The following is a 13,525-nucleotide window of genomic DNA, read 5'->3' on the forward strand; positions in this document are numbered from 1 at the left end:
TGTCGGTACTCACGAACCCGTGGGCACGGAGTCGGTCGCCTCCGTCCACAGATCCTGCTCGGCGCGATCCGCCTGGATCTGGCGGTACACGAGGAGCCCGCCGATGGCGGCCAGTGCGACCAGGAGAAGCTTCTTCACCGCGCGACCTCGTCTTTCTTTGACGTAGGGGACCTCTGGCGCCCGACTATACACACCGACCGATATCGATCGGTGACCTGCGTCGGACCCCAACTCCCGCCCGCGACAGCGTGATAAGCGGAGCCCGCACCGCTCCGATCGGAGGGTGATCACACCTCCACGGACGGTTACTTTGCTCCCTCTTCGGTGTCATCCGACTTGTTTTTTGGGATTTCCGACACTCTTGCGCCCATCCGGGTGGTGTTCATCTGAACATCGACGCGCCACGGGCGTCGGTCCACCACTTCGCGGCCCCCATACACATCATGAGGAAAGTACGCAAATCGTCCGACCCGAAAGTGAGGGGCCATGGCCCGGAACAAGGTCATGAAGCTGTGGACCGCCATCGTCACCGCCTTCCTCGCGCTGTGCACGACGCTCGGCCTCGTCACGGCGACCACCGCCGCGGCGGTACCGCAGCCGGAGGCCCCGCGCAACAGGACCACGCACCTGACGCTGCCGACGATGCCGATGTCCCACTGGTTCTGGTCCTGGTCCCATGCCAAGGCCCTGCCCCCCACGATGAAGCAGCGCATCGGCGCCGAGGCCCACGGCAAGTCCCCCAGCTGCCGCCACCGCCCCCTCGACGACGCGGAGGCGGTCACCCCGGACGAGCCCACAGCCCCCCTCGCCTGCTGACAGACAGAAGCGACACGACTCAGAGCGACGTACCGGCGAGCTTGCGTACCGAACAACCACGCCCGCGACCCTCGGCCCCCACAGGCCGGGGGTCTTCGTCGGCTCTTCCGAGCCCTCTCGACTCTGCAAAACCTCTCGACTCATCAAGACCTCTTTAGGAGTCGATAGGCTGAAGCCGTGCCCAAGGCCTACGAGGAGATCGCGGACGACATCCGCCGCTCCATCCGGGAGGGCACGCGCAAGCCCGGCGACAGGCTGCCGTCCGAGGCGGACCTGGCGCAGCACTACGGCAGGAGCGTGCCGACGGTGCAGAACGCCCTGCGGTTGCTGAGCGAGGAAGGCCTGATCGACAAGCGGCACGGCCGCGGCACCTTCGTCCGCCGCCCTCGCACGCTCGCGGTGCGCGACAACGGGCGGCACCAGTGGGAGAAGAACCGCGCGCGGGCACCGGAGGCCACCCGGGCCGAGACCGGAGTCACGGAGCACGACACCGGTCTGCGAGTCGACGACCTCGTCTTCTACGCGCGGTACCGCGAGATCGAGGCCCCCGACGAGCTGGCGGCCGTCTTCGGGGTACGGGTGGGCACGCTGCTGCTCGAACGCACGTACAGGACGCGGTACGCGGCCGAGTCCGCGCCCTTCAGCCTCGTCACCTCCTACCTCGTCCGCGAGATGATCGCGGCCAACCCCGACCTGCTGGACGAGACCAAGGAGCCCTGGCCGGGAGGTACCCAGAACCAGCTCCACACCCTCGGCATCGAGGTCGACCGCGTCGAGGAACGCCTCACCGCCCGTCCTCCGACACCGGAGGAGGCCAAGGCCCTGGATCTCCCGGCGGGCACGTCGGTGATCCTCCTGCGGAAGACCTCGTACGACATCCGCGACCGCGTCGTGGACGTCACCCTCGTCACGCTGCCGGGCGACCGTACGGAACTGCTCTTCACCACGTCCCTGGAAAGGTGGTGAGTGCCGCCGTGAGCCGGCGCGTCGTCATCGTCACCGCTGTGCACGCTCCCTCGGCCCGGTTCCTGCCGGATGCCTACAAGTCGCTGTGCGAGCAGTGGCTCCCGGACGGCTGGGAGTGGCACTGGGCCGTCCAGGAGGACGGGCGGACCGACGAGGTCCGGCCGTACGTCCCCGACGACGAGCGGGTGACCTTCCGCCAGGGCCGGCCCGGCGGTCCCGGCGTCGCCCGGACGATCGCCCTGGCACACGCCGACGGCGACTACGTCAGGATCCTGGACGCCGACGACCAGCTCACGCCGGGTGCGCTCGCCCGTGACCTGGCCGCGCTGGAGGCCGACCGCACCATCGGGTGGGCCACCTCGCGTGCGCTGGACCTGCTGCCCGACGGCTCGACGGTGGGCTTCGCGAGCGACCCGGACGAGGGCCCCGTCGAACGCGGGGCCGTGCTCGCCTTCTGGAAGACCAACGGTTTCCTCGCCCAGGTCCACCCCGCGACCCTCTTCGTCCGCCGTGACCTGCTGCTCGCCCTCGGCGGCTGGATGGCCCTGCCGGCGTCCGAGGACACAGGTCTGCTGCTCGCGCTGAACGCCGTGAGCCGTGGCTGGTTCTCGGCGGAGGTGGGGCTGCTCTACCGGAAGTGGGAGGGGCAGGCGACCGGCCAGGCCTCCCACGCCGACCCGGTGGAACGCACGGCGCGCATGGCGGTCGTCGAGGCCAGGGCGCGGGCCCTGGCGGACACCCACTGGCACTATCCGCCTGCGTGACGCCCGCGGTGGCGTGACACCACCCGGTGCCCCGCCGTCGCGTCAGCTCATGTGTCCTCGGTGATTCCTGTGGCGGTGTCCTCGGAGATCCTTGCGGCTGTGTCCTCGGTGATCCTTATGGCCTGGGACGGACACCGCTCGGCGGCCTCACGCACCAGTGGAGCGTCTCCGGTGTCCGCGCGACCGGGCCGGACGACGCCGTATCCGTCCTCGAACGCGAACACGGACGGCGCGCGGTGGGCGCACTCGGCGGAGCCGTAACAGAGGCCGGCGTCGATGGAGACCTTCATGCGTGCCCTTTTCCCCGGGGCGCCCGCGGCTACGCGAAGGGCAGTTCCAGCATGCGGATCGCGTTCCCCCGCAGCAGCTTGTAGGCCACGTCGGCGGGCAGGCCGCCCACGTGCTCCTGGGCCACCCTCTTCGTCTCCGGCCAGGTCGAGTCGACGTGCGGATAGTCGGTCTCGAAGGTCGCGTTGTCCACGCCCACGGTCTCGATCGCCTCGATGCCGTGCTTGTCGCGGAAGAAGCAGCAGAAGATCTGCCGGTAGTAGTACGTCGACGGCGGCTCCGGGATCAGGTCCTTCACCCCGCCCCAGGCCCGGTGCTCCTCCCACACGTCGTCGGCGCGCTCCAGGGCGTACGGGATCCACCCCATCTGCCCTTCGCTGTACGCGAGCTTCAGCCGCGGGAACTTCACGAGGACCCCGGAGAAGAGGAAGTCCATCATCGACGCCATGGCGTTGTTGAAGCTCAGCGAGGCCTGCACGGCGGGCGGCGCGTCCGGGGAGGCGGCCGGCATCTGCGACGAGGACCCGATGTGCATGTTGACCACGGTCCCCGTCTCCTCGCACGCCGCGAAGAACGGGTCCCAGTAGCCGGAGTGGATCGACGGAAGCCCCAGGTAGGTCGGGATCTCGCTGAAGGTCACGGCCCGTACGCCCCGGGCCGCGTTGCGCCGGATCTCGGCGACGGCCAGCCGGACGTCCCACAGCGGAATGAGGCAGAGCGGGATGAGCCGGCCACCGCTGTCACCGCACCATTCCTCGACCATCCAGTCGTTGTAGGCGCGCACGCACGCGAGGGCGACCTCCTTGTCCTCGGCCTCCGCGAAGGTCTGCCCGCAGAAGCGCGGGAAGGTCGGGAAGCAGAGCGAGGCCTCCACATGGTTGATGTCCATGTCCTCCAGCCGGGCCTTCGGGTCCCAGCAGCCGCGGCGCATCTGCTCCCGCGTGATGCCGTCGAGCGTCATCTCGTCCCGGGAGAAGCCGACGGCCGCGATGATGCGCTTGTACGGGAAGAGCCCGCCCTCGTACTCCCACCAGTCGGTGATCTGGCCCTCCGGGTCGGTGGTGAACCGGTACTTCCCGCCGATGTACGCGAGTTCGCCGATGCCCGCGGTGAACGGCTTCGGGCCCTTGTCGCGGTACTTGCTCGGGAGCCACGTCTCGAAGAGGTGCGCGGGCTCGATCACGTGATCGTCCACGCTGATGACCTTCGGCAGCTCGCTGGTTTCGCCGACGCTGGTGACCATGGCCTCGCCTCTCACTAGCCGACGCAGATCTGACGGTCCGTCAGAAACAGGTTAGGGCCGACTCACTTGACGGGCAAGGGGAGCGTCCGCCGGGTCACCGAGCCGCCGGTGGCACACCGCATGCGCAGGCACGCGCGTCTGGCCTCTTCACCGCCGTCGTGGCACCCTGCCCGCGCCGCCGAGCCGCGTCGCACGCCGCCCCGGCGGAGGAGGAGGCAGAGATGACCGAATGGGAAGACGTACCCAGCGCGCTGTCGGCCGAGGAGCTCAGGAAGGTCCACTCCACCCGCGCGCAGAGCGCGTACGACCGCGCCGTGACCACGTGCCGCCACGCCGGATTCGACCGGGACGCGGCCGAGATCGTGCCCAGGAGCCCCGTCGGGAGGGCCGCCGGCGCCCTGCACCTGTCCGCCGACTCGATCGCCGCCCTCACCGAGCGGACGGCCGACCCCGCGGCGGACGCCCGCTGCGCCCGCAACGCCGCCGCGGCGGCTGCCCTGGCCGCGCAGGTGGCCCAGTCGCGTGACGACAGCGGCGAAGCCCTCACTGCCCTGCGCGCGGCCCTCGCCGCCTCTCGGGCAGCCGCGGTCGCGGCGGGCGGAACGGCGGCGGGAAGGGACGTGTCACTGAACCGGGCGGCCGACGACGCGGAGGCGCACGCGGTCGCCACCGCGCGCGAGGCGGGCTGGACCCGGTAGCAAACGCCCTTCCACCACCGCGTCGTGGGGGGCCCGGGCCCCCCCCCCCGGGGGGCCGGGGGGGGCCCCCCCCCGCCGGGCCGCCCCCCCCCGGCCGGCCGCGGGGCGGGGGCCCCCCGCCCCCCCCGGCGGCGGGGGGGGGGGGGGGGGGGGGGGGGGGGGGGGGGGCGGGGGGCCCGGCCCCCCCCCCCCCCCCGGGGGCGCGCCCCCCCCCCCCCCCGGGGGGGGGGCCCCCCCCCCCCCCCCGCGGGCCGTGCCGGCCCGCGCCATGACGGCGCGGGCCGGGGACAGGCCGGACCCGTCGTCGGCGGACGGCAGTCCGCGAGGGACTGTCCACACGGGTCTCTCGTGCTCGTGCGACAAGAGCGACGCCGCCGTCCCGTGACACCGGCGGAAGCTGACCGAGAACATGCGGCGTCGTGAGCTGTCTCTTCGAACGCTGAGCAGGTGGCCTGGCCGGTCGACGCCCGATCGGCGCGCCAGTGCGTCGAGATCCTGCCATCTGAGGCCCCCGCCGGGGAGGTTCCGGTGTCCGGACCCCGACTTCACCGCAGGTCAGCCATATAAAGTGAGTTTTCCGGTCCGGATGTCCAGATGCGGGGGGAAGTAAGGGGTGGAGGCCTTGAGTTCCGACTCAGGGGCACGCACAGCCTTCGCGGAACGTCTCGCGCTGCTGTACAAGGAGGCGGGCAACCCTCCCCTCAAACGCGTGGCCGAGGCGGTCGACCGACTTCACCGGGTCGACGAACGAGGGCGTCCCGTACGGGTCTCCGCCCAGCGGATCAGCGACTGGCGGCGGGCGAAGAACGTGCCGGCCCAGTTCGCCGCCCTCGCCGCGGTGCTGCACGTACTGATCCCCCAGGCACGGCGCGCGCAGCCCGCGCCGGTGTCCACGGGCCTGTACGACCTGGCCCAGTGGCAGCGCCTGTGGGAGCGCGCGGTGGCCGACCCGGTGGGCGACCGCCCCCCGGAATCCGCGGAGGAGGAGGAACAGGGCCCGGCCGAAGCCTCGACCGTCGCGGGTGTCTGCCCGTACCGGGGGCTGGCCTCGTACCGCCGGCAGGACGCCCGCTGGTTCTTCGGCCGGGAGCGGAGCACGGACGCCCTGGTCGCCCAGCTCCGCGCGGCGGAGCGGACCGGTGGCCTGGTCATGCTCGTCGGCGCCTCGGGGGCCGGGAAGTCCTCCCTGCTGAACGCCGGCCTGGTGCCCGCGCTGCAGAACGGCGCGCCGGACGGCGAGGACGGTCCGGCCAGGGACACCCTTCAGCTCGTGCCGGGAGCCGATCCCCTCGCCGAACTGACCCGCCGTATCCCGGAACTCGCACAGGCCGTCTCCTCACGGGAGGAACCCGGCACCCCGCGGTTCGCGCACGCGGTGCGGGAGGCGGTCACGGCGTGGGCACGGCGCGACACGGCATCCACCGGGCGCCCCGTCGTCATCGTCGACCAGTTCGAGGAGGCCTTCACCCTCTGCTCCGACGAGACGATCAGACGCACCTTCGTCCAGGTCCTGCACGCCGCCTGCTCACCCGCCGGCCCGGACGCCCCCGCCCCCGTCCTCGTCGTCCTCGGCATCCGCGCCGACTTCTACGAGCAGTGCCTCGCCCATCCCGAACTGGCCGACGCGCTGCAGCACCGTCACATGGTGCTCGGCCCGCTGACCACCACGGAGCTGCGCGAGGCGGTCACCGGCCCGGCCAAGGCCGTGGGACTGGAACTCGAACCGGGCCTGGCGGAGCTGATCGTCCGTGAGGTGAGCGTCGACAGCCCCGGCGGCGCGCACGACGCGGGCGCGCTGCCGCTGCTGTCCCATGCGCTGCTCGCCACCTGGCAGCGCCGCAAGGCGGGCAGGCTGACGCTGGCCGGCTACCGCGCCGCGGGCGGAATCCAGGGAGCGGTGGCGGCGACCGCCGAGCGGGCCTGGTCCGGCCTCGACCCGGCGGCCCGTTCCGCCGCGCGGCTGCTGCTGCTCCGGCTGGTGCGGCTGGGCGAGGACACCCAGGCCACCCGCCGGCGCGGGACGCGACGCCAGCTGTCGGACGAGTCGACGGACCCCGGCAAGACGGAGGAGTCGCTGGAGGCGCTGGTCCGCGCCCGCCTGGTGACCCTCGACGCGGAGACCGTGGAAATCACCCACGAAGCGCTGCTGCACGCCTGGCCGCGCCTGCGCGACTGGATCGACGAGGACCGCAGCGACCATCTGCTGCGCCAGCGGCTGGAGGAGGACGGCCGGGCCTGGGAGGGCTCGAACCGCGACTCCTCGCTGCTCTACCGCGGCTCCCGGCTGGAACAGGCGCACACCTGGGCCAAGTCCGCCGACAACACCTTCCTGACCCGCAGCGCGGTGGAGTTCCTGGCCGCCTCGGTCAGACTGCGCAAGCGCATGGTGTGGATCGGCCGCGGCGCGGTGTCGGCCCTGGTCGTCCTCGCGGTGCTGGCCGCCGGTGCGGCGGTGGTGGCCTGGCAGCAGCGGGACGACGCCGTGTTCGAGCAGGTGCTCGCCGAGGCCGACCGCGTCCAGTACACGGACCCGTCGCTGTCCGCCCAGCTCGACCTGGTGGCGCACGGCCTGCGCTCGGACGACGAGGGCACGAACAACCGGCTGATCTCGATCGTCAACGCCCCCCTGGCCACACCGCTCCCCGGCCACACCGGCGCCGTCTATCTCACCTCGTTCAGCCCGGACGGCCACACCCTGGCCACCGCCAGCTACGACCGGACCGTACGCCTGTGGGACGTACGCCGGCCGACCCGCCCCAAGCCGCTCGGCAAGCCCCTCACCGGTCACACGAGCTGGGTGAGCAGCGCGGTCTTCAGCCCCGACGGCCACACGCTGGCCAGCGCGTCGGACGACGGCACGATCCGGCTGTGGGACGTACGGGACCCGGGTCACCCGAAGCCTCTCGGTGCGCCCCTGACCGGCCACGACGGCACGATCTACCTGGTCGCCTTCAGCCCCGACGGGCGCACCCTGGCCAGCGCCGACGAGGACCACACCGTCCGCCTGTGGGACGTGAGCGACCCGAGCCGCCCGAAGACGCTCAGCACCCTGAACGGCCGGACCGCCGCCGTCCGCTCGGTGGCGTTCAGCCCCGACGGCCGGACCCTGGCCGCGGGCGGCGACGACAACACGATCGCGTTGTGGAACACCGCCGATCCGCGCCGGCCGAAGCGGCTCGACACGGAGCTGACCGGCCACACGGGCACGGTCCACTCGGTGGCCTTCAGCCCCGACGGCAAGACACTCGCCAGCGGCAGCGCGGACGACACCATACGGCTGTGGAATGTCGCCGATCCCCGGCACGCCACCCCCCTCGGCTCGCCGCTGACCGGCCACACCGGCCCGGTCTGGTCGGTGGCCTTCAGTCCGGACGGCACCATGCTCGCCGCCGCCAGCGCGGACAGCACGGCGAGCCTGTGGAACGTCAGCGACCCGGCGTACCCGTCACAGGTCGGCGAGCCCCTCGCGGGCAGCAGCGGCGAGATGTACGCCCTGGGCTTCAGCCCCGACGGCAAGACCCTCGCCACCGGAAGCGGCGACAGCAAGGTGCGTCTGTGGTCGATACCGACGTCCGACATGATCGGCCGCAGCGGAGCGTTCCGCCCGGACGGGCAGGTGCTCGCCACGGCCGCGCGCGACGGACGGATCCGGCTGTGGAACGTGGCGCGCCCCGACCGGCCCCACTCCCTGAGCAAGCCGTTCATGCCCGGGGACGGCGGTGACCGGGCCCTGGCGTTCTCCCCCGACGGCCACACCCTCGCGGTCCTCACCGGCGACCGTGCCGTGTACCTGTGGAACGTCACCGACCCCGCCCAGCCGGTCTCCTACGGGCCGCCCATCACCCTGCGCACCCGGTTCATGGGCCCCGACGCGCTCGCCTACAGCCCGGACGGCCGCACCCTCGCCACCGCCTACGACGACCGCACCATCGCGCTGTGGAACGTCGGCGACCCCTCCCACGTCAAGGCCCTCGGCACCCCGCTCACCGGCCACAAGGGCTACGTCAACGCGCTGGTCTTCAGCCCGGACGGCCGCACCCTGGCCAGCGGCAGCGCCGACACCACCATCCGCCTGTGGAACGTGACGGACCCCCGGCACGCGACCCCGCGCGGCGCGCCTCTCGAAGGGCACCACGGCCCCGTCAACGTGCTCGCCTACAGCCCTGACGGCCACACCCTGGCCAGTGGCAGCGACGACGACACGGTCCGCCTCTGGGACATCGGCGATCCCCTGAGGCCGAGCCGGCTGGGCTCCCCCCTGACCGGCCACACGGAGGCGGTGGTGTCGCTGACGTTCCGCCAGGACGGCAACACCCTGGCGAGCGGCGGCAACGACAACACGGTCCGTCTGTGGAACGTGTCCAGCCCGGCGAAGGCCGAGGCCATCGGCCAGTCGATGAGCCCCAACGCCAAGACCGGCAACTTCCTGTCGTTCAGCCCCAACAGCCATCTGCTCGGCGTCTCGAGCGGCGCCGACACGATCCGGCTGTGGGACCTGGACGTCGACGAGGCGATCCACCGCATCTGCTCGACCACCGGGGGCGTCCTGACGCCGGAGAAGTGGCACGAGTACCTGCCCCGGCTCTCGTACGAGCCCCCCTGCGGAAGGTGATCGGACCGACCGTTTCCGACCCGTTTCAGACAGCGCTTGCGTGATCCCGATCACAACTGCTCATCACAGCAGAGCAGTCGGCTCCCGCCGTGCGAGCAGCCTTGTTACTGTTGGCCACAGCCCGATCGCTGGTGCATCCCCCGTCGCCAGCGGTCGGGCGCTTTCATGCCCCGGCGCGCCACGGCTGGGCCGCCTTCCGGCGCCGTGTGCTCCCACAGCGGTCCCAGCGGTGATCTGACGAGGACCAGTGCTGACGAGGACTAGTACTGGGGATCATCGCCGAAGACGAGCGCCAGCATCAGCGCGGCCAGCGTGATCGCCACGATGAGGAACGCACCGAGAAGGATCCGGCCGCAGGAGGCCCGGTCCAGCTTCCCGCGTTCATAGGGATCGTCGTAGTGATGGTGACCGCCGGCGGGTCTGTCAGGGTCGGCCATCGCACCTCATCGGTTGGTGTCGGCCGTATATGCCGAAGACCCCCAACCGTGATCGGCTGGGGGTCTTCGTGCTGGTGGGGCTAACAGGATTTGAACCTGTGGCCTCATCCTTATCAGGGATGCGCTCTAACCAACTGAGCTATAGCCCCGCCGCGCCTTGCGGTGTGTGTCCCGCGCGCTGACTCCTGAAGATTAGCGCACGACCGGCGCAGTCCCAAAATCGGTTGTCGGGGGACCGTCAGTGGAGGTTTGGAACCGCCAGGACGAGGAACGTCACTCGTCCTCGGCCAGCGTCAGCTCGATGCCACCGACGAAGCCCGCGGAGAGGTTGTAGATGAACGCGCCGAGGGTGGCCAGGGCCGTCGCGAGGACGACGTCGATGACCGCGATGATCGTCGTGAACGTCAGGACGTGCGGGAGGGACAGGAAGGCCTGCAGGTCGAAGCCGTTCGCCTCGTTCGAGCCGGTCGCCTCCGAGATCGTGCCGCCGACCGTCGAGAACACGCCCATCGCGTTCATGACCATCCACAGCACGGCGGACGCGACGACCGTGCAGATGCCCAGGGCGATGGAGAGCAGGAAGCTGACCTTCATCACCGACCACGGGTCGGCCTTGGCCACGCGCAGCCGCGCCTTGCGGGTACGGGGCGTGGTGCGAGCGCCGGTGCGCGGCCGGCGCACGGCACCCGTCGCGGCCTGCGCCGGGTAGGCCTGCGGCGGGTGGTAGGGCTCGGACGACTCCTGGGGCTGGCGCTCACCCGGCAGCGGCGAGGCCGCCTGCGCCTCGGGCGCGGGAGCCGAGGGCTGGGCGCCCGGAGCGGCCGGGGAGGCCGCTCCAGCCGCGTGCTGCTGGGTCCCCGAGCCTCGGGTGTCCGTCACAGTTCCCCCCTGGGATCCATGCGTGTCGGGCGAGTGCGCGTCGGTCTCGGGGGACTTGACCGCCTTGAGATTGGTCGTGTGCGGGTCCGTCGCGTTCGCCGCGCTCGTGGCGGAGCCACGGCCGCCGCCGTCCTTGTGCTTGTCGGCAGAGGTACCGGTCGAGGTACCGACCGAACCGGCGCCCGTGGCTCCGCTCACGATGACTCTCTCCTCGTCCTACTCGGCCGAGGGCGCCTCACCCTCGTCCGTGCCGGCGGTCGCGGCACCCTCGGCGGACTCGTCCACGGCCACGTCGCCGTCGACTTCCTCCGCCTCGCGCCCCGCCTCGGCGTTACGTGCGATACCGACCACGGCATCGCGCTTGCCCAGGTTGATCAGCTGGACGCCCATGGTGTCACGGCCCGTCTCCCTGACCTCGTTGACTCGCGTACGAATCACACCGCCGCCGAGCGTGATGGCGAGGATCTCGTCGGTCTCCTCGACCACCAGCGCGCCGACGAGAGAACCGCGGTCCTCCACGATCTTGGCGGCCTTGATGCCGAGGCCGCCGCGACCCTGGACGCGGTACTCGTCGACAACGGTCCGCTTCGCGTATCCGCCGTCCGTGGCAGTGAACACGAACGTACCGGGTCGAACAACGTTCATCGACAAAAGTTCATCGCCCTCGCGGAAACTCATGCCCTTGACACCCGAGGTGGCCCGGCCCATGGGCCGCAGCGACTCGTCCGTGGCGGTGAACCTGATCGACTGAGCCTTCTTGCTGATCAGCAGCAGATCGTCGTCGGCCGACACGAGTTCGGCTCCGATCAGTTCGTCATCGGAACCGTCCTCACGCTCACGCAGGTTGATCGCGATGACGCCGCCCGAGCGCGGGGAGTCGTAGTCCTTCAGCGGTGTCTTCTTGACCAGACCCGCCTTGGTGGCCAGCACCAGGTACGGCGCCGCCTCGTAGTCGCGGATCGCGAGGATCTCGGCGATCGCCTCGTCCGGCTGGAAGGCGAGCAGGTTCGCGACGTGCTGCCCGCGCGCGTCCCGGCCGGCGTCCGGAAGCTCGTACGCCTTCGCCCGGTACACCCGGCCCTTGTTCGTGAAGAACAGCAGCCAGTGGTGCGTGGTCGACACGAAGAAGTGGTCGACGATGTCGTCTTCCTTCAGCTTCGTGCCGCGTACGCCCTTGCCGCCGCGCTTCTGGGCGCGATAGTCGTCCGTCTTCGTCCGCTTGACGTAGCCGCCGCGGCTGACGGTGACGACGATGTCCTCCTCGGCGATGAGGTCCTCGATGGACATGTCGCCGTCGTAGGGCACCAGCATGGTCTTGCGGTCTTCGCCGAACTTCTCGACGATCGCGGCCAGTTCCTCGCTGACGATGCCCCGCTGACGGACCGGGGAGGCGAGGATCCCGTTGTACTCGCTGATCTTCGCCTGGAGCTCGTCGTGCTCCTGGACGATCTTCTGACGCTCCAGGGCGGCCAGGCGCCGCAGCTGCATCTCGAGGATGGCGTTCGCCTGGATCTCGTCGATCTCCAGGAGCCCCATCAGGCCGGTGCGCGCGATGTCGACGGTCTCGCTGCGCCGGATCAGCGCGATGACCTCGTCGATGGCGTCCAGGGCCTTCAGCAGACCGCGCAGGATGTGCGCCCGCTCCTCGGCCTTGCGCAGCCGGAAGCGCGTACGGCGGACGACGACCTCGATCTGGTGCGTCACCCAGTGGCGGATGAACGCGTCCAGCGAGAGCGTGCGCGGAACGCCGTCGACCAGCGCCAGCATGTTCGCGCCGAAGTTCGTCTGCAGGTCGGTGTGCTTGTAGAGGTTGTTCAGCACGACCTTGGCGACCGCGTCCCGCTTGAGGACGATGACCAGGCGCTGGCCCGTGCGGGACGAGGTCTCGTCACGGACGTCGGCGATGCCGCCGATCTTGCCGTCCTTCACCAGGTCGGCGATCTTCTGCGCCAGGTTGTCGGGGTTCACCTGGTACGGCAGCTCCGTCACCACCAGGCACTGGCGGTTCTGGATCTCCTCGACCTCGACGACCGCGCGCATGGTGATCGAGCCGCGGCCCGTGCGGTAGGCCTCCTCGATGCCCTTACGGCCGACGACGAGCGCGCCGGTGGGGAAGTCCGGGCCCTTGATGCGCTCGATGAGCGCGTCCAGGAGCTCCTCGTGCGAGGCCTCCGGGTTCTCCAGGTACCACTGGGCACCGGCCGCGACCTCGCGCAGGTTGTGCGACGGGATGTTGGTGGCCATGCCGACCGCGATACCGGCCGAGCCGTTGATCAGCAGGTTCGGGAAGCGCGACGGCAGGACGGTCGGCTCCTGGGAGCGGCCGTCGTAGTTGTCCGTGAAGTCGACGGTCTCCTCGTCGATGTCGCGGACCATCTCCATCGACAGCGGCGCCATCTTGCACTCGGTGTAGCGCATGGCGGCCGCCGGGTCGTTGCCCGGAGAGCCGAAGTTGCCGTTGGAGTCCACCAGCGGCATCCGCATCGACCACGGCTGGGCGAGGCGCACCAGCGCGTCGTAGATCGAGGAGTCGCCGTGCGGGTGGTAGTTGCCCATGACGTCGCCGACGACACGGGCGCACTTGTAGAAGCCGCGCTCGGGACGGTAGCCGCCGTCGTACATGGCGTACAGGACGCGGCGGTGGACGGGCTTGAGACCGTCGCGGACGTCGGGCAGCGCGCGGGACACGATGACGGACATCGCGTAGTCGAGGTACGAGCGCTGCATCTCCGTCTCGAGCCCGACGGGCTCGACGCGGACGGTCGCCTCGCCGCTCTCTTCAGGGGTGACAGGGGTGTTCTCGTCGGCCATTGCTGGTGAAG

The 13,525-nt window shown here is 70.9% G+C and carries 11 protein-coding genes and 1 tRNA gene; 5 read left to right on the forward strand and 7 right to left on the reverse strand.

The genetic code is table 11. The annotated features are described in order from the left end of the window. Positions 1-9: 9 nt before the first annotated feature. Entirely contained in the window at positions 10-138 is a 129-nt protein-coding gene (locus ACIPSA_RS23440; RefSeq protein WP_003999697.1) for a DLW-39 family protein, read from the reverse strand. A gap of 348 nt (positions 139-486) precedes the next feature. On the opposite strand from ACIPSA_RS23440, the gene ACIPSA_RS23445 reads away from it, so the two are divergent. The 3 genes from ACIPSA_RS23445 to ACIPSA_RS23455 all read left to right on the forward strand — a co-directional run bounded on the left by ACIPSA_RS23445 (position 487) and on the right by ACIPSA_RS23455 (position 2,546). Continuing rightward, the gene (locus tag ACIPSA_RS23445) at positions 487-816 is read left to right on the forward strand and encodes a DUF6344 domain-containing protein (RefSeq protein ID WP_402637919.1); all 330 of its coding nucleotides are present in this window, start codon (positions 487-489) and stop codon (positions 814-816) included. A 177-nt stretch (positions 817-993) separates the two neighbouring features. Beyond that, entirely contained in the window at positions 994-1,782 is a 789-nt protein-coding gene (locus tag ACIPSA_RS23450) for a GntR family transcriptional regulator (protein WP_402637920.1), read from the forward strand. Positions 1,783-1,790: 8 nt separating this feature from the next. Continuing rightward, entirely contained in the window at positions 1,791-2,546 is a 756-nt protein-coding gene (locus ACIPSA_RS23455; RefSeq protein WP_402637921.1) for a glycosyltransferase family 2 protein, read from the forward strand. A gap of 47 nt (positions 2,547-2,593) precedes the next feature. On the opposite strand, the gene ACIPSA_RS23460 is transcribed toward ACIPSA_RS23455, so the two are convergent. Both ACIPSA_RS23460 and ACIPSA_RS23465 read right to left on the reverse strand, forming a co-directional pair. Beyond that, complete coding sequence (locus ACIPSA_RS23460; protein WP_402637922.1) at positions 2,594-2,836, reverse strand: ferredoxin; 243 nt, start codon at positions 2,834-2,836, stop codon at positions 2,594-2,596. A gap of 29 nt (positions 2,837-2,865) precedes the next feature. Further along, positions 2,866-4,077 (reverse strand): amidohydrolase family protein, encoded by a 1,212-nt coding sequence (locus tag ACIPSA_RS23465; RefSeq protein WP_402637923.1) that lies wholly within the window; start codon positions 4,075-4,077, stop codon positions 2,866-2,868. Between the two features lie 221 nt (positions 4,078-4,298). Between ACIPSA_RS23465 and ACIPSA_RS23470 the strand changes: the two genes are divergently transcribed. Both ACIPSA_RS23470 and ACIPSA_RS23475 read left to right on the forward strand, forming a co-directional pair. Further along, positions 4,299-4,775: a hypothetical protein gene (locus ACIPSA_RS23470; protein ID WP_402637924.1), complete on the forward strand. Its 477-nt coding sequence runs from the start codon at positions 4,299-4,301 to the stop codon at positions 4,773-4,775. Positions 4,776-5,388: 613 nt separating this feature from the next. After that, positions 5,389-9,387, forward strand: coding sequence for a hypothetical protein (locus tag ACIPSA_RS23475; RefSeq protein ID WP_402637925.1), 3,999 nt, complete (start codon positions 5,389-5,391; stop codon positions 9,385-9,387). Positions 9,388-9,647: 260 nt separating this feature from the next. On the opposite strand, the gene ACIPSA_RS23480 is transcribed toward ACIPSA_RS23475, so the two are convergent. From ACIPSA_RS23480 to gyrA, 4 genes are all read right to left on the reverse strand, one after another. After that, on the reverse strand, positions 9,648-9,824 hold the full coding sequence (locus ACIPSA_RS23480; protein WP_402637926.1) for a hypothetical protein: 177 nt from the start codon (positions 9,822-9,824) through the stop codon (positions 9,648-9,650). Between the two features lie 72 nt (positions 9,825-9,896). Continuing rightward, positions 9,897-9,973 (reverse strand) — tRNA-Ile (locus ACIPSA_RS23485). 124 nt (positions 9,974-10,097) lie between these two features. Continuing rightward, positions 10,098-10,901, reverse strand: a complete 804-nt coding sequence (locus tag ACIPSA_RS23490; RefSeq protein WP_402637927.1) for a DUF3566 domain-containing protein — start codon at positions 10,899-10,901, stop codon at positions 10,098-10,100. A gap of 18 nt (positions 10,902-10,919) precedes the next feature. Further along, complete coding sequence (gene gyrA / locus ACIPSA_RS23495) at positions 10,920-13,514, reverse strand: DNA gyrase subunit A (RefSeq protein WP_402637928.1); 2,595 nt, start codon at positions 13,512-13,514, stop codon at positions 10,920-10,922. Positions 13,515-13,525 lie beyond the last annotated feature (11 nt).

Source organism: Streptomyces sp. NPDC086549, assembly GCF_044746205.1.
Lineage (GTDB): Bacteria > Actinomycetota > Actinomycetes > Streptomycetales > Streptomycetaceae > Streptomyces.

Coding starts and splice junctions, on each gene's coding strand:
- ACIPSA_RS23465 (WP_402637923.1), bottom strand. CDS start 4,077: ATGGTCACCAGCGTCGGCGAAACCAGCGAGCTGCCGAAGGTCATCAGC.
- ACIPSA_RS23460 (WP_402637922.1), bottom strand. CDS start 2,836: ATGAAGGTCTCCATCGACGCCGGCCTCTGTTACGGCTCCGCCGAGTGC.
- ACIPSA_RS23480 (WP_402637926.1), bottom strand. CDS start 9,824: ATGGCCGACCCTGACAGACCCGCCGGCGGTCACCATCACTACGACGAT.
- gyrA (WP_402637928.1), bottom strand. CDS start 13,514: ATGGCCGACGAGAACACCCCTGTCACCCCTGAAGAGAGCGGCGAGGCG.
- ACIPSA_RS23470 (WP_402637924.1), top strand. CDS start 4,299: ATGACCGAATGGGAAGACGTACCCAGCGCGCTGTCGGCCGAGGAGCTC.
- ACIPSA_RS23445 (WP_402637919.1), top strand. CDS start 487: ATGGCCCGGAACAAGGTCATGAAGCTGTGGACCGCCATCGTCACCGCC.